This window comes from Halomonas sp. PAMB 3232, assembly GCF_031954225.1.
Classification (GTDB): Bacteria; Pseudomonadota; Gammaproteobacteria; order Pseudomonadales; family Halomonadaceae; genus Vreelandella.
The window spans coordinates 2,656,227-2,672,245 of record NZ_CP134865.1; the positions used below are offsets into that span (position 1 = coordinate 2,656,227).

Sequence of the window (16,019 nt, forward strand, 5' to 3'; positions counted from 1 at the left end):
CTCTAGAGGAAACGCCCTATGCAAGCATTAGTCATTCACGGCAAGCAGGACCTGCGTGAAGAGACCCGCTCACTGCCGGCGCTGGCCGCCCACAAGGTGCGGCTGCGCATGGCCTTCGGCGGCATTTGCGGGTCGGACCTTCACTACTATCACGAAGGGGCCAACGGCGCGTTCGTGGTGCGCGAACCGCTGATTCCCGGGCACGAAATGGCCGGCGTGATCGAACAAGACCCCAGCGGTACGTTCGAGCCGGGCACGCCGGTCACGCTGCACCCGGCGACCTTCGGCATTTGCGAGCCGGGGCTTGAAGAGAAACCGCATCTTTGGCCCCAGGGCGCCTATCTCGGGTCGGCCTCGACCTGGCCCCACACCCAGGGCGGCATGAGTGAGTATCTCGACGTGGACCCGTCCATGATTCGCGTGCTGCCCGCTTCGCTTCCGCTATCGCGGGCGGCGCTTGCCGAGCCGTTGGCGGTGGCCTTGCACGGTATCGAGGTGGCCGGCGGCGTCGCCGACCAGCGTGTGCTGGTGTGCGGCGCCGGGCCGATCGGGCTACTCGCCGCCGCGGCGGCGCTGGCCAAGGGAGCACGCGAGGTGAGCATCACCGATGTGCTCGAAGGCCCGCTCGCGCGCGCACAAGCGCTGGGCGTTTCGGCCACCTATCGCATCAATGAGCAGGCACTCCCCGACGAGGCCTTCGATGTGGTGCTGGAGTGCACCGGCGTGCCCGCCTCCATCAACGGCGCGATCAACGCGGTGCGGCGTGCGGGCATCATCGCCCAGATCGGCATGATGCCCGCGACCGCGCAGCCCATTGCCCTGGCACCGCTGATTTCAAAGGAAGTTCAGCTGCGCGGCTGCTTTCGTTTCAGCCACGAGATCGACGAAGCGATTGCCCTGCTGGCGAAAGACGCGCGCTTTGACGATGTCATTACCCATGTGCTGCCGGCAAGCGATGCGCAAAACGCCTTTGCTATCGCAAAGGACTCCGAACGCTCCGGCAAGGTGCTCATCGAGCTCTGGCCCGCCGGATAGAGCGAGCACGAAAAAGCGGGCCGAGGCCCGCTTTTTTTGTTGGTGCCGACTTAAAAGTTCGCCTTGCGCTTCTCCACAAATGCGCTCATGCCCTCTTTCTGCTCCTCTCCCGCAAAGCAGAAGGCGAACAGGCTCGTTTCGAGCGCCAGGGCGCTGTCCAGGTCCTGATCCAACCCGTCGTGGACCGCCTGCTTGGCGGCGCGCACCGCCTGGCGGCCGTTGCCACCCAACTGTTTGGTCAGCTCCTCGGCGTAGCTTGAAAGCTCGGCTTGAGACATGACGCGGTTGACCAGTCCGATACGTAGCGCCTCTTGGGCATCGATCTTGCGCCCGGTGGTGACCAGATCGATCGCCATGGCAGGACCCACTCGGCGCGGCAGGCGCTGGGTGCCGCCAAAGCCTGGAATCACGCCGAGCAAAACCTCCGGCTGGCCGAAGATGGCGTTGTCGCTGGCCACTGCCCAGTCGCAGGCCAGCGCCAACTCGCAGCCGCCGCCCAGGCAGAACCCGTTGACCAGCGCCACGACCGGCACCGGAAGACGCTCAAGGCGCTTGATGGTGGAAAGCGCTTGGGCGGCGAAAGCGCGCGCCTGCTCGGGCGTTTTGTCGCGCATTTCGGTGATGTCCGCCCCGGCCACGAAGGCTTTCTCGCCGGCGCCGGTCAAAAGAACGGCGCGAAGATTGGCCTGGCCCTCGAGTTCGCTCAGGTGGGCGGCAAGCGCTTTTAGTACGTCGCTGTTGAGCGCGTTCAGCGCCTTGGGGCGATTGAAGGTAAGCGTTACGATGCCGTCGTTATCGTTTTTTTCGATCACGTTGTCGCTCATGCTGACTCCCTGTTGTTGGCGTTAGTGAACGGGTAATTCGCGCTGGCGCTAGCGTTGGTCGAGCCCTCGGGCTTCGTCGCGCAGCACGAACTTCTGGATCTTGCCGGTAGAGGTTTTCGGCAGCTCGCTGAAAACGACCGTTTTGGGGACCTTGAAGCCCGCCAGCCGCTCGCGGCAGTGGGCGATGATCGCGGCTTCATCGATATCGTTATAACCTGGCTTCAGGGTGACGAAGGCGCAGGGCGTCTCGCCCCACTTTTCATCCGGCCGGGCCACGACCGCCGCGGCTTCCACGGCGGGGTGGTCGTAAAGCGCGCTTTCCACTTCGATGGTCGAGATGTTTTCACCGCCGGAGATGATGATGTCCTTGGAGCGGTCCTTGATCTCGATATAGCCATCCTCGTGCCAGACCGCTAGGTCACCGGTGTGGTACCAGCCGCCGGCAAGCGCCTTTTGGGTCGCATCAACGTTCTTCAAGTAGCCCTTCATGACGTTATTGCCGCGCATCAGGATCTCGCCGATGGCCTGACCATCGCGGGGGACGGGCTCGAGCGTCTGCGGGTCGGCGACGCACAGCGCCTCGAGCATATGATAGCGCACGCCCTGGCGGGCCTTGATTTTGGCCCGCGCTTCGAGGGGCAATGCATCCCAGGCGTCGTGCCAGGCGCACACCGTCACCGGTCCGTACACCTCGGTCAAACCGTAAACGTGGGTGACCTCGATGCCCAGCTTCTCGACCCCGGCAATGATGGAAGCCGGCGGCGCCGCACCAGCGGTCGTCGCCTTGACCGGATGGTCGAAGACGCGCTTTTGCGCCTCCGGCAGATTCACCAGCGCATTGAGCACGATCGGCGCGCCGCTGAAGTGGGTCACCCGCTCCTCCTCGATCAGCGCGTTGATGCGCGCCGGGTCCACTTTTCGCAGGCACACGTTGACCCCGGCTCGGGCGGCGATCGACCAGGGGAAGCACCAGCCGTTGCAGTGAAACATCGGCAGGGTCCAGAGATAGACCGGATGGTGGGGCATCGCCCACTCCATGATGTTGCTCACCGCGTTGAGATACGCTCCGCGATGGTGATACACCACGCCCTTCGGGTCACCGGTGGTGCCGGAGGTGTAGTTCAGCGAAATGGCCTGCCACTCATCATTTGGCAACCGATAGGCGTAGTCCGGGTCGCCCTCTTGCAGCAGCGCCTCGTACTCTATCTCGCCGATGCCTGTCGACTCGCCGAAAAACTCCTCATCGCGTACGTCGATGATCAGCGGCTTGTCGGCCAGCCCCTCCACCGCCTGTTTGATGACATCCTTGAACTCCGGGTCGACCAAAACCGCCTTCGCCTCGCCGTGGGCGAGCATGTGGTGAATGGCGTGGGCGTCCAGACGGATGTTGAGCGTATTGAGCACGCAGCCGGCCAGCGGCACGCCGAAGTGCGCCTCGAACATGGCCGGTACGTTGGGCAGCATGGCGGCCACGGTCTGGCCGGGTTCGATGCCGCGCTTTTCAAGGGCGCTGGCAAGCCGGCGACAGCGCGACCAGGTCTCTGCCCAGCTTAAGCGACGCCCGCCGTAAACCACGGCCGGGTAGTCCGGATACACCGCCGCCGAGCGCTCGATGAACGTCAGCGGCGACAGCGCTACGTAGTTCGCCGGCGTCGGCGGCAGATCCTGCTCGAAGATCGTGTTCATGGGCCGTCCTGTTGTCTTTATTGTGCTGGAATGGTCGTGCGCCGGGCGTCGAACGTTGGGCGCCCGGCGCCGGTTCGCCTAGTGGGCGCGGCTATCGAACGCCTCCAGACACTCGACTCCCGCCTCGATCACCGCGCGCTGGGCAAGCCCCACCGGTAGCCACTGGGTGATCGCAAAGCGGGCGCTGGCGAGCTTGGCCTGATAGAACGGATCGCTTTGGTCGGCGCGACTGGCGATCAGCGCCGCCTCACCCATTTGCCAAGCGCACAGCACGTGGCCGGCAAGCGATAGAAACGGCGTGGCGTAGGCCTGCACGGCGTCGACGCCGCGCGTCTCGTGCCGGCCCTCTTCGAGCACGATGGCCATCATCGCGCGCAGGGCCTCAGCGCCCTGGCCAAGCGCTCTGCCAAGCCCTGCAAGCGCTGTGTCCTCACCGAGCGCCTGTGCGGTCTGTTCGACCCGCTCGATCAGCCGCGTCATCGCCTGGCCGTCGTCGCGCTGCAGCTTGCGCCCGGCCAAATCCAGCGCCTGAATACCGTTGGTGCCTTCGTAGATCGGCGCGATGCGGGCGTCGCGCAGAAGCTGGGCGGCGCCGGTCTCCTCGACGTAGCCCATGCCGCCGTGCACCTGAATGCCGGTGGAGGCAATATCAACGGCCTGGTCGGTGGAGAAGCTTTTGACGATGGGAATCAGCACGTCGACCAGGGCCTGAGCCGCCTCGCGCTCGCCGGCATCTTCGCTGTTGCGCGCGATATCGAGCTGGCCGGCGCAGTAAAGCGCCAGCGCCCGGAGTGCGTCGGTGCGCGCACGCATGGAAAGCAGCATCCGTTTGACGTCGAAGTGCTCGCCAATGGTGGTCTCGACACCGCCGCGCTCTTTGGAGAGTTTGCCCTGCACGCGCTCATTGGCGTAGGCCAGCGCGTGCTGGCAGGCGCGCTCGGCCACGCCAATGCCCTGGATACCGACCTTGTGACGCGCCTCGTTCATCATGGTGAACATGTGGTTGAGCCCGCGGCCCTCGTCACCGACGAGATAGCCCACGGCCCCGCCCTGCTCGCCGAAGCTGAGCGTACAGGTGGGCGAGCCGTGAATGCCGAGTTTGTGCTCGAGCGAGGCGCAGACGACGTCGTTGCGCTCGCCGAGCGAACCGTCGTCATTGACCAGAAACTTCGGCACCAGAAACAGCGAAATACCCTTGTTGCCCTCCGGGGCGCCCTGCTTGCGCGCCAGCACCAGGTGGACGATGTTTTCGGCGGCGTCGTGCTCGCCCCAGGTGATATAGATCTTCTGGCCGCTGATGCGGTAGTGATCCCCTTCGGGAACGGCTTTGGTGCGTACCTTGGAGAGATCGGACCCCGCCTGGGGTTCGGTCAGGTTCATGGTGCCGGTCCAGCGACCTTCGACCAGCGGGGTGAGGTAGATCTTTTTGAGCGCGTCGCTTCCGTGGTGCGCCAGCGCTTCGATTGCCCCGGCGGTGAGCATCGGGCAAAGGCCAAGCGCCATGTTGGCGCCATGAAGCATCTCCTGCACCGCGCTTGCGACCACTTCCGGCAGATTCTGCCCGCCCAGCGCATTGGATACGCCGATGCCGTTCCAGCCGCCTTCGACATAGGCCTGGTAGGCGGCAGCGAAGCCCTCGGCGGTGGTCACGCTGCCGTCCGGGTGACGCGTCGCGCCCTGCTGGTCGCCCACGCGGTTGAGCGGGCCCCACACGTCGCCGGCCAGTTTGGCGGCCTCTTCGAGCACCGCCTCGACCAGATCCGGCGAGGCCTCTTCGAAACCGGGCAGCGATAGCGAGCGATGCGAAAGCATCTCCTCGAGAACGAAGCGTAGATCGCGAACCGGCGCGACATAATCCTTCATGGCAACTCCTTGGCTTGAATAGAGTGACGCCCTGAAGCGCCTGGGCGTTAAAACCGCACGATCGACTCATGGTAGTCAAACGAGCGTTTTGACACTATTCATCCAAGGTATCACGTCAGCTGATAAGCGACGCCGGGAACGTTCGCTTTGATGCGGCGCTCAAGGCGCGCGGTGGGGGCGGTGGATTTCGACGGTTTCGACGTCATCAAAGTAGGTGATGTGCACTTCGTCCGCCGCCGGCGGGCCGACCACCGGCTCCGCCACGTGAACCTCCGGCAGTACCTGGGAGAGATCCTCCAGGTGCTCGTGCTCCAGCGCCCCCTGCACCAGCTCTTCGGTGATGACGAGCTCGGCGCCGGCACTGGACATGGGGGTCGTGGCGGTGAACGGCGCCACCGGCAGCGGCGCCGGACGCACGCTGCGTCGCCAGCCAAAGAACAGCAAAAAGAACAGGCTCATCGCACCGAAGGCCCAAAAAAGCCCGGTATCGCCCACCGCCGTCATCACCGGTGAGATCAAAAGCGGGCTGACGGTGGCGCCAATGGAGTTGATCAACAAGAGCCCCTGGCTCATGCGCACCAACGCGCCCGCCGGGGCGCGGTCGGCGGCGTGACTCACCGCGACCGGGTAGAAGGCGAACACGCCGCCGCCGAGCAGAAACAGCAATACCGCCAGCAATGGCGTGGAGAGCGGAAGCCACAGCATCGCCCCGGAAATGACGATACAAAACGCGCTGATCCCGATCAGCACCATCTGGCGGTCGTGGCGATCCGACCAGCGCCCGATCGGATACTGCAGCAGCATGGCGCCGAGAATCACCACCGCCATCATCTGCCCGACCTGGCTTACGCTCATGCCGATACGCTGCAGGTAGAGCGGCAGCAGCGAGTAGGCCGCGGCCACCACCATGCCCGACCCCAAACTGCCCATCACGCCGGTCGGGGTCATGGTGATCAGCCGGTGCGGCGGCAAGGGCTCGGCGTGCTCGATCAGTGGCGAGACGCGCGGAATCATGGCCATGGGCAGAACAGAAAGCGACGCCAAAAGGCCAATGACCATGAACGGCGCGGAATCACCCATGGCGTTGGTCACGCCGAGCAGCAGCTGGCCCACCACGCCGGCGGCGTAGAGCGCGATCATGTAGAGCGCGAGCAGCCGGCCGCGCACCTTTTGGTCGCCGGCGGTCAAAAGCCAGCTCTCGATGACCAGATACACCCCGACCGTTGCCCAGCCGCCGATCAAACGCAGCGCGAACCAGGCCCAGGGGTCGAAGAAGAGCCCTTGCAGCAACACGGTGACCGCCACCAAGGATGCAAAGCTTCCGTAGGCGCGAATGTGGCCGATGCGTAGCAGCAGGCGGTCGTTGAACATGGCGCCAAAGGCGAGCCCGATGAAGTAGGCCGACGACACGATACCGATCAGCGTGGCGGATTCGCCCGCCGCGTCCAGACGCAGGGTGATCAGCGTGGCCAGAAAGCCGTTGCCGATGCCCAGAATGAAAAGTCCCAAAAGCGGCGCAAGCGCCATAGCCAATAGTTGCCGCGACATGCCCACCTCACCCTGCCTTGTCCAAAAGCGCTGAAACCCACGGCCCTTCGCTGCCGACCGTCGCTTGCGTTAAAAACCGATCGGTAGAATCGATTAGAGAACACAGTCTGGCAGGAAAACGGGCGCGCAATTATTACGCGCAAGGCCCTAAAGTCAACGCTTTTTATCGCTTAAATCGATCGCTCGAACGCCCGCCGCGCCGCACCACGCTGGTGCAGGCGTCATTTTGCATGCCCGGCGGGAGCGGCCAGGGTAAGATGAGGCTTTCAAAACTGATCGAAGGAAGGTGGCATGCTCTCAGGCCTGGACCATTTGGTAGTCACGGTGACCGACATGGGGCGCGCGGTGGATTACTACTCCCGCGTGCTGGGACTCGACGTGCGCTACCGCGACGCTCAGCGGGTCGACCTGATGCTGGGCGACACCGCGCTCAGATTGCACCAGACCGACACCGATATCGCGCCGATCTCCGCCACCCCGACGCCTGGCAGCCTGGATCTTTGCCTGCGTTGTCAGCTGCCGCTTGCCGAGTTCATGGACCACCTGGCAGCACTCTCGGTCGAGATCGAGCTTGGCCCGGTGGAGCGCCAGGGCGCCAACGGCGCCATCGAGTCGGTTTATCTGCGCGACCCGGACGGCAATCTACTGGAAATCTGCCGCCCGCTGGGACGCTGAATCGGCCTTTGACGTAATGATAAGCCCCGCCCGGCACGCTATCATGGGCAGCCTGGGCGCCCGCGAGGCGAACATCTTTGAGTGAAGGAGCACGCATGCGCCACAACGCGAATGAAGAGCCCATCGAGGGTGAAGTCGTCAACGAGCGCGTTCATGAGGAGACGCGCGAGCCGGCTCCCAAGGCCGATACCACCGTCGCGCTGGTGGTCTATGCGCTCTATCTGGCCAATTTTTTCACCGGCTTTACCGTGATCGTCGGCGTGATCGTCGCCTACGTCTATCACGGCCGCGGCCCGCACTGGCTCGACGAGCACTACCGCTATCAGATCCGCACCTTCTGGATCGGGCTTTTGTATCTCAGCGTGGCCTCGCTGCTCACCCTGGTACTGATCGGGTTTCCGCTGCTGCTGGCGGTCGCGGTGTGGTTCATCGTGCGCTGCGTGAAAGGGTTCAAGGGCATTCAGGACAAGCGCCCGCCGAGTGACGTCAACGGGTGGCTGCTGTAGACCATGAGCGGATCGACCTCTTCTCGTCTGCAGGCGCTGCAGGCGCGCACCATCAGTGCGCTGTGGCGACGCCTGTCGCGCTGGTCACTCACGTCGCTCTGGCGCGGGGCGCGGCTTTTGGGCCCGGCAGTTTACGGGCTCAGCAAACGCGAGCGCCGGGTCACGCACACCAATCTGGCCGTGGTCTACCCGGACATGCCGGTTCGCAGCCGCAAGGCGCTGGCCCGGCAAAGCCTTCGCCACTCGGCGGCCACCATGCTGGAGCTGGGTCACGCCTGGCTCGCCCCGCCCGAAACGGTCCAGGCGCATATTCTCGAGGTGCACGGGCGCGACAAGCTCGACAGTGCCCGCGCTGACGGGCGCGGGGTGATCGTGCTCGCCCCCCACTTCGGCAACTGGGAAGTGCTCAATTTTTGGCTGTCGAGCCACTTCCCCTTCACCGCCATGTACGAGCCGCCCAAGATCGCAGAGCTCGAGCCGATCATCCGCCACGGCCGCGAGCGCATGGGGGCGAGTTTGGTACCGACCAACCCGCGCGGCGTGGCCGCGCTTTTGAAAGCGCTCAAGCGCTCTGAGGCGATCGGCATTCTGCCGGACCAGGAGCCAAGCTGGGGCAGCGGCGTGTTCGCGCCGTTTTTCGAGCGCAGCGCCTATACCGCTACGCTGTTACCCAAACTGGTCGCCCGCACCCAGGCGCGGGTGGTGACCGGCGTGGCGCTCAGAGTGCCGGGCAAGGGCTTTGCGATTCACTTTCTCGATGCCGACGAACGCGTCTACAGCGAGGAGGACGTCACCTCTGCCACCGGCGTCAACGCAAGCGTGGAGGCCTCGATCGCGCTCGACCCGGCACAGTACCAGTGGGAGTACAAGCGCTATCGCAAGGTCGTCGAGGAGACCCAGGGCGTGGCCAACGTCAAAAGCTACCGCCTTTACTGAGCTGCCCCGTTCGCTGTCTTTGCGTTTTTAGACGCAGCGCCGTTGCCAAAATCCTCCTGCAGCCAGTGGCGTAACTCGCTCATACGGGGCGCGCGCTCGGTATCATCGAGTGCCGGCAGCGCCCCATCGACGAAGCCGCGCTTGCGAAAGGCGTCCAAAAGGGACGGGGCGCGACTGAACACGTGAACCGGCACCGCTGCGCTTGCGTTCTCGCCGGTGATCAAGGGCGCGGCCTGATGATCGCCCATCACGATCAAAAGCCCCGTTTCATCCAGCGCGCGCTCGGCAAAGCCTGCCACGCTTGCCACCGAGTAGTTCACCGACCAGCCGTAGTGATCGCGAATGCGCTCCAGGTCCTGCCACAGCACCTCGGGCGGATCGGCGGCGTTTTCCCAGGGACCATAGATCGACCCATCGCCGATCATCGCCCAATTCTCGAGTACCGGTAGAATCGGCGTCCAGGGCGCGTGACTCGAGATCAGCGTGATCTGAGCGAACAGCGGCCCCCGGTCGAGCTGGCGCCGCGCCACGTAGTCCAGCGTGAACTGATCCGGCATGGTCACCCAGTTGAGCGCCGGGCCCTGATAGGGCAGGTTGCGCGCGGTGCGAATCTCCTGAAAGCCGTAGGCGAGCCCCTCGGGCCAGGCCAGCGTAATGCCTGGCATGACGGTGAGCGAGCGCTGACCGGTGGCGTGGAAGTCATCGACCAGGCTCGCGTGGGGGCTTTCGAGCATCAGCCGGTACCAGAGCTGGTTGTCGATCCAGCGCCCGCTGAGCACGCTGGCGTGGGCAAGCCAGGACTGGCCGCCGCGTATCGGCGCCTCCAAAAGCCCAGAGACCACGCCAATCCCCCGCGCTTCCAGGCGCGAGTCCATCTCGTCAAGGGTCGCTCGAATCAGCTTCGCGTAGCGCGGATCAATCAGCGCGCTCACCCCGTAGGACTCGATGAACGTCAACAGCACGTTACGTCCGGCAAGCCCGGGCAGCGCCTGGGCCTCGAGCGGGCGCTGCTCAAGCTCGGCCTCGAACGCCAGCCGCGCCTGGTGGGTCGCCCGCACCTGCTCGATTTGAAAACGCGTGGTGTCGATGAGTGGCAGCGCCCCACGCTCGACGACGCGCAGACCCTGGTAGTGAAGCCCGCAGAGCACCAGCGCTAACACCGCGAGCGCGGCCGCTGCCTTCCCCGACACCCGCTCGAGCGAGAGCGCGCGTTTGGGCGAAAGCAGCGCATAGATCAATAGCAGCATGCCCACGAGTGACAGCGCGCCAAGCGCCATGATCAAGGTGCCGGCGAGTTTGCCGACGTTGCCGGAGAGCAGATGATAGATCGAACGCACGAGCGGCACGTCGAGATACAGATTCAGCGCGCGACCAAACGCAGCGTGGGTAGCGGCGTCGCCCAGGTGGGCAGCGCTGACCAACCCCACCCACAAAACGACCAGCGCCGCCAGCAGCCGACGCCAACCGCGCGCGGGAATCAGCGCCAACGCGGGGGCGAGCATCCACACCTCGAGCGCGACCAGCGGCATTCCCAAATGTTCAAAGCGCCACCAAAGCGGCGCAACCAGCATGATATTCAGCGCAGTGGCGGCGATTAAAACGCGAAGCATGGCATCATCAACGGCATGAGAAAAAACCCTGTAGGCGAGGCGAAGAGTAACCTTTATAGTGAATGCGTGGCGCGCGTACTTTCGTTAAACGCTCACGCATCGCTATAGTGGTTTGAACGTTGGACAAGGGCGTTCGAGCTTGCCCGGGAACATAACGATAGTCAAAACGCCCGCTGCCATAATAGTTATAAAAACCGATTCCGGTGCCAGGTAATTGATTACCCATGGCCTTTGAAGGAAGGGACCCCGTTTATGAAAGGTCGTATTGGCACACAGTGGCTTATCGCGCTTGGACTGGCGAACGCCTCGATCTCCCAGGCAGACGACACCTTTTTCGATAACGTTATCGAGCGCGCCAAAACGCTGGCCGAGGCCCCGTACACGCCCCCCAACGCCCCGCTTTCAAGCGCTCTCGAGAACCTGGACTACGACGCCTACCGCCAGATTCGCTTCGACCCCGAACGGGCCTATTGGCGCGACGAAAGCCCGTTTTCGCTGCAGCTGTTTCACAGCGGCTTTCTATTCAAGGAACCCGTCACCCTCAATGTCATCGACGACGGCCAGAGCGAGCCGCTGCCTTTCCAGCGCGACGATTTTCGCTACGAAGGCCAGGCCCGGGCGCTTTCCAGTGAAGACCTCACCGATAGCGGCCACGCCGGCTTTCGCCTGCACTACCCGATCAACGACCCCGACTACCGCGACGAGGTCGCGGCGTTTCTCGGCGCCAGCTACTTTCGCCTGGTCGGGCGCGACCAGGTGTACGGCCTCTCCGCCCGTGGGCTCGCCATCGATACCGCCTCGAGCAAGCCAGAAGAGTTTCCCCGGTTTAGCGAGTTCTGGTTTTTCAAGCCTCAGCAAGGCGACCAGACGCTCACCTTTCTGGCGCTGCTGGATAGCCCATCGATCAGCGGCGCCTACCGCTTCACGCTCACGCCGGGCGAGCAGACGAACCTCGAGGTCGAAGCCGAGCTCTTTGCTCGCGAGGATATCGACAAGCTCGGCGTCGCGCCGCTCACCAGCATGTTCGCCTTCGGTGATGTCACCGCTCATCGGCCGGACGATTTCCGCCCCCAGGTGCACGACTCTGACGGGCTTTTGATGCACACGGGCCAGAACGAGTGGATCTGGCGCCCGCTCTCGAATCCGAGCGACACGCGCCTGTCGCTTTTCAGCGACGACGACCCGGCCGGATTTGGCTTGATGCAGCGCGAGCGCGATTTCGACCGCTACCTGGACATGGAAGCACTCTACCATCGCCGCCCGAGCCAGTGGGTCGAACCGCTGGCGAACTGGGGCCCGGGCCACGTGGAGCTCGTCGAGCTGCCCACACCGGACGAAACCCACGACAATATCGTCGCCTACTGGGTCTTCGATGCCCCGCTCGAGGCCGGCGAGTCACTGGCGCTTCACTACCGCACCTACACGCTGAACGACACCCCCGAGGCCTTTGACCAGGCGCGCGTTTTTCGCACCCGTCAGGGCCAGGCGGGGCTTGCCAGCGACCCGGCCGCGAAAGCGCAGCGCCAGTTCGTCGTGGATTTCGAAGGTGGCGCGCTCGAAGGCCTGAATGACGACGCATCGATAACGCTTTTCATCGATACCGGTGAGGTCGAGGCGCGCGAAGCCCACGTGCTCGCACTGCCAAGGAACCGCTGGCGCGCAAGCTTTCGCGTTCCGGCCAACGCGACGAGCGACATCCGTCTGCGGCTCGAGATGAACGGCGAGCCGATCAGCGAAACCTGGAACTACGTGTGGACTCCCGATGACTGAACAGCCGATCACTGCCGTCGCCATCCCCGGGCTCTTCTGGCGCCGCGCCTTCTATACGCTGGCCGTGCTCACCACCAGCGTGGTGGGGCTTCTGGCGATGCACCGCGTCGTCGATGATCTGGCGCTGGGGTGGCAAATCGCCCTGCTGACGCTGTTCGCGCTGACCTTTAGCTGGATCGCCATGGCCTTCTGGGGCGCGGTGTGCGGGTTCGTGCTCTGCGCGCTGCGCCTGGACCCGCTGTCGCTGCGCCGTTTGCGGCCAACGCCGCCCAGCGCCTACCGCCTGGTGAGCAAGACCGCACTGGTCATGCCCATCTATGCCGAGCCGCCGGTGCCGACCATCGCCGGGCTCGAGGCGACCTGCCGCTCGCTTTTGAGCCAGGCACACACCGAAGGCGGCTCGCTTGCCATCGGCGAGCACTTCGACGTATTCATCTTGAGCGACACCCAAACCCAGGCCCAGGCCCGTGAAGAAGCGGCTCACGTGGCGGCGCTGCAGCAGCGCCTGGCCGGTCAGATCAACGTCTACTATCGCCGCCGGGAGAAAAACGAAGGACGCAAGGCAGGCAACATCGCCGAGTTCTGCCGGCGCTGGGGGCGGCGCTACGACTTCATGGTAGTGCTCGATGCCGATAGCCTCATGAGCGGCGCCACGCTTTTGCACATGGTGCACCGGATGCAGCGCGAGCCCCGCGTCGGTTTGATTCAGACCGTGCCGATTCCGGTGGGCCAGCGCACGCTGTTCGGCCGCTGTCTGCAGATCGCCTCGGCGCTTTACAGCCCCATGCTCGCCGCTGGGCAAAGCTTTTGGCAAGGCGATGCGGCCAACTACTGGGGACATAACGCCATCATTCGCACCCGCGCCTTCATGGCCCATGCCGGGCTCCCCGCCCTACCCGGCAAGGCACCGCTCGGCGGCGAGCTTTTAAGCCACGACTTCGTCGAAGCCGCCCTGTTGAAACGCGCCGGCTGGCAGGTACTGCTGGATACCTCCGCCACCACGGCGGTATCGCAAAAGGTGCCGCATGCTGGCGCCTCGCACAACAGTTTTGAGGCGATGCCAAGCAACTTTCTCGACTTCGCCAAGCGCGACCGGCGCTGGCTGCAGGGCAACCTGCAACACTTGCGCCTGCTCTCCGGCGCCGGATTTCACCCCATTAGCCGGCTGCACTTTCTGTTCGGCGCCTTTGCTTATCTTTCGTCGGTCGTGTGGCTGGGCCTTCTGGTCTGCACCAGCTTGCTGGTCGGTGTGCAGGCCATCGCGCCGCCTCAAAGCCCCGCGTTTCCCCCGCTTTTATCGGTGGGGCTTTTGTGGATTACGCTGTTCATGCTGCTCGCGCCAAAGCTTTTGGGCTATTTGCTGACGCTTTCGCAGTGCCCGCACGCCTTCGGCGGACGTTTCAAACTGACGCTTAGCGTGCTGTTCGAACTCGCCTTCGCCGCGCTCATCGCGCCCTTGATGATGGCCTGGCACAGCCTGTTCATCGTCAACGTGCTGCTTGGCCGCTCGGTGGAGTGGCAAACCCAGCACCGCGGCGAGCGCTCGCTCGCCTGGCGTGAAGCCTGGCGCCACACCTATTGGATGACGGTGTGCGGCGTGATTTGGGCCGTCGCCATGGCGGCGTGCTCGTTGCACGCCTTTTTCTGGCTGACGCCGGCCTGGGCCGGGCTCGTACTGGCCACGCCCATCGTCAAATACTCCAGTAGCGGTACCTGGGGCGGCGTCGTCAGCCACCGGCTGGGGCTTTTGAAGACGCCCAGCATTACCTACCGCCCCACGCTTCTGGAGGACTTTGCCGCCCTCAGCGCCCGGGGCGATACGCCCGACCACGCCCCGCTCGAAGGCGTGGTCGCGCCGCTTCCCGGCGAGCTGGTCGGTGAGATGCCGTGTCAGTCGTTTCGATGTTTCGACAAGCGTCCTGCCAGCGCCTCGGCCCGTGAGCCCCACTGATGCGCCTTGCGCTCGGTCAACGGCTTAGAAGCGGTGGTGGCCTGGCACGCTCGCTGATCGTCTACTGGCGCCCCGGGCGACAAAAGGGGCTCAGGCGGCTGTATCATCCGTTCATCGTGCCCGGCGACATCGCTTTCGATATCGGCGCTCACCTGGGCGATCGCAGCGCCGCGTTTCAGGCACTCGGCGCCAGGGTCGTGGCACTCGAGCCGCAGCCGGCGCTGGCGCGCTGGTTTCGCCGCCTCATCAAACACGATGACATCACGCTATTGCCAGTGGCGGCGGGCGTGGAGCCGGGCCACGCCGAGATCGCGATCAGCAGCGCCAACCCGACCCTTTCGACGCTCGCCCACGACTGGCGCGGGCGCATCGGCACGGAAAACCCGGCGTTCAAGCACATTGCCTGGGAGCGGACACTTCGCGTCGAGGTGACCACGATGGACCGGCTGATCGAGCGTTTCGGCATGCCCTGCTTCATCAAAATCGATGTGGAAGGTTTCGAGGCAGAGGTGCTCAAGGGCTTGAGCCACGCCGTGGCGGCGCTGTCGGTGGAGTTCGTCGCCGGCGTCTTGCACGTAAGCCACGCCTGTATCGAGGAGATCACCCGACTCGGCGACTACCGCTTCAACGCCATCGCCGGCGAGCAGCGCGCCTTTCGCTTTGCCACGTGGCAAACCCCGAGCGCCATTCGCCGCTGGCTCGACGACGGCGCCGACGGGCTCGCCTCCGGCGATCTTTACGCTTGTCGCGTCGATCATCCGGTGGTGGCCAACCCCGTCTGACACCGAAAAAGGAGTTTCATGATCTACCACTGGCAGGCGCTGAGCGCGCCCCAACTCAAGGCGGTGGCCGCCGACGATGCGGTGGCCGTGCTCACCTTGGGCGCCATCGAGCAGCACGGCACTCACCTGCCGCTCGCCACCGACCTGATCATCGGCGAAGGGCTGCAACGCGCAGCGCTCGAGGCGCTCGATCCATACATCGACGCGGTATGTCTACCCTCGCTTGCCATCGGCGCAAGCGATGAGCACGCCAACTTCGCCGGCACGCTGAGTCTTCCGCCAGCGCTTGCCATCGCCACGCTCGAAGCGCTGGGTGAAAGCGTGTGGCGGGCGGGGTTCAAGAAGATGGTATGGATCAATAGCCACGGCGGTAACAAGGCGGTCATGGACCTGGCCGCGCTCACGCTTAGAAAGCGCTTCGACCTGCGCGTGGTAAAAGCGACCTACACCCGCCTGCCGCCGCTCGACGGCGCCATCGACGCCGAGGAGCTGCGCTATGGGCTGCACGGCGGGCTGCTGGAAACGGCCATGATGCTGCACCTGGCCCCAACGCTGGTCGACCTGCAGGGCTACCGGCCCGCGGCGCCTGCGCGCCCGCAAAGCCCGGATCACCTGGTCGCCCCCGAAGGCGCGGCAGCGTTTGCCTGGCTTGGCGAGGATTTGAGCGCCCAGGGCGTGGCAGGTAACGCCTCAAATGCCGAGGCCGCGCTTGGCAAGCGGCTGGTCGAGCACTACGGTAAAAAGCTTGCCCGGGTGATCGAGGAAACCGCGGCGCTGCCCCCTTTCGTGCCGACTCACGGCACGCCCACTGACTAAATCTTTCTTACCCACTT

The 16,019-nt window shown here is 64.5% G+C and carries 13 protein-coding genes; 8 read left to right on the forward strand and 5 right to left on the reverse strand.

What is annotated here, in order from left to right; all coding sequences use genetic code 11:
- Positions 1–18: 18 nt before the first annotated feature.
- Positions 19–1,035, forward strand: coding sequence for an L-idonate 5-dehydrogenase (locus RN346_RS12195; protein ID WP_311958380.1), 1,017 nt, complete (start codon positions 19–21; stop codon positions 1,033–1,035).
- Between the two features lie 50 nt (positions 1,036–1,085).
- Here RN346_RS12195 and RN346_RS12200 read toward each other — a convergent pair whose 3' ends face one another.
- The 4 genes from RN346_RS12200 to RN346_RS12215 form a co-directional block, all read right to left on the reverse strand.
- Entirely contained in the window at positions 1,086–1,859 is a 774-nt protein-coding gene (locus tag RN346_RS12200; RefSeq protein ID WP_311961246.1) for an enoyl-CoA hydratase-related protein, read from the reverse strand.
- 48 nt (positions 1,860–1,907) lie between these two features.
- Positions 1,908–3,545 (reverse strand): acyl-CoA synthetase, encoded by a 1,638-nt coding sequence (locus RN346_RS12205; RefSeq protein ID WP_311961247.1) that lies wholly within the window; start codon positions 3,543–3,545, stop codon positions 1,908–1,910.
- A 78-nt stretch (positions 3,546–3,623) separates the two neighbouring features.
- Entirely contained in the window at positions 3,624–5,408 is a 1,785-nt protein-coding gene (locus tag RN346_RS12210) for an acyl-CoA dehydrogenase (protein ID WP_311961248.1), read from the reverse strand.
- A 159-nt stretch (positions 5,409–5,567) separates the two neighbouring features.
- Positions 5,568–6,956, reverse strand: coding sequence for an MFS transporter (locus tag RN346_RS12215; RefSeq protein WP_263586553.1), 1,389 nt, complete (start codon positions 6,954–6,956; stop codon positions 5,568–5,570).
- Positions 6,957–7,247: 291 nt separating this feature from the next.
- Between RN346_RS12215 and RN346_RS12220 the strand changes: the two genes are divergently transcribed.
- From RN346_RS12220 to RN346_RS12230, 3 genes are all read left to right on the forward strand, one after another.
- Positions 7,248–7,631, forward strand: coding sequence for a VOC family protein (locus tag RN346_RS12220; protein ID WP_263586552.1), 384 nt, complete (start codon positions 7,248–7,250; stop codon positions 7,629–7,631).
- Between the two features lie 95 nt (positions 7,632–7,726).
- Complete coding sequence (locus RN346_RS12225) at positions 7,727–8,137, forward strand: DUF4870 domain-containing protein (protein ID WP_311958385.1); 411 nt, start codon at positions 7,727–7,729, stop codon at positions 8,135–8,137.
- 3 nt (positions 8,138–8,140) lie between these two features.
- Entirely contained in the window at positions 8,141–9,073 is a 933-nt protein-coding gene (locus RN346_RS12230) for a lipid A biosynthesis acyltransferase (protein WP_311961249.1), read from the forward strand.
- On the opposite strand, the gene RN346_RS12235 is transcribed toward RN346_RS12230, so the two are convergent.
- A complete protein-coding gene (locus tag RN346_RS12235; protein ID WP_311961250.1) occupies positions 9,067–10,683 on the reverse strand; it encodes an alkaline phosphatase in 1,617 nt (538 codons plus the stop codon). The genes RN346_RS12230 and RN346_RS12235 overlap by 7 nt on opposite strands.
- A 252-nt stretch (positions 10,684–10,935) precedes the next feature.
- Between RN346_RS12235 and RN346_RS12240 the strand changes: the two genes are divergently transcribed.
- From RN346_RS12240 to RN346_RS12255, 4 genes are read left to right on the forward strand one after another with little or no spacing between them, the layout of a single operon-like run.
- Positions 10,936–12,453 carry a glucan biosynthesis protein G gene (locus RN346_RS12240; RefSeq protein ID WP_311961251.1) on the forward strand — a complete coding sequence of 506 codons (1,518 nt, stop codon included), beginning with the start codon at positions 10,936–10,938 and terminating at the stop codon, positions 12,451–12,453.
- Positions 12,446–14,404, forward strand: coding sequence for a glucans biosynthesis glucosyltransferase MdoH (gene mdoH / locus RN346_RS12245; protein ID WP_311961252.1), 1,959 nt, complete (start codon positions 12,446–12,448; stop codon positions 14,402–14,404). Before RN346_RS12240 ends, mdoH begins: the two co-directional genes overlap by 8 nt.
- Positions 14,404–15,186 (forward strand): FkbM family methyltransferase, encoded by a 783-nt coding sequence (locus RN346_RS12250; protein ID WP_311958389.1) that lies wholly within the window; start codon positions 14,404–14,406, stop codon positions 15,184–15,186. The genes mdoH and RN346_RS12250 overlap by 1 nt, the downstream gene beginning before the upstream one ends.
- A gap of 18 nt (positions 15,187–15,204) precedes the next feature.
- Positions 15,205–16,002: a creatininase family protein gene (locus tag RN346_RS12255; RefSeq protein WP_311961253.1), complete on the forward strand. Its 798-nt coding sequence runs from the start codon at positions 15,205–15,207 to the stop codon at positions 16,000–16,002.
- The last annotated feature ends 17 nt before the right edge of the window (positions 16,003–16,019 follow it).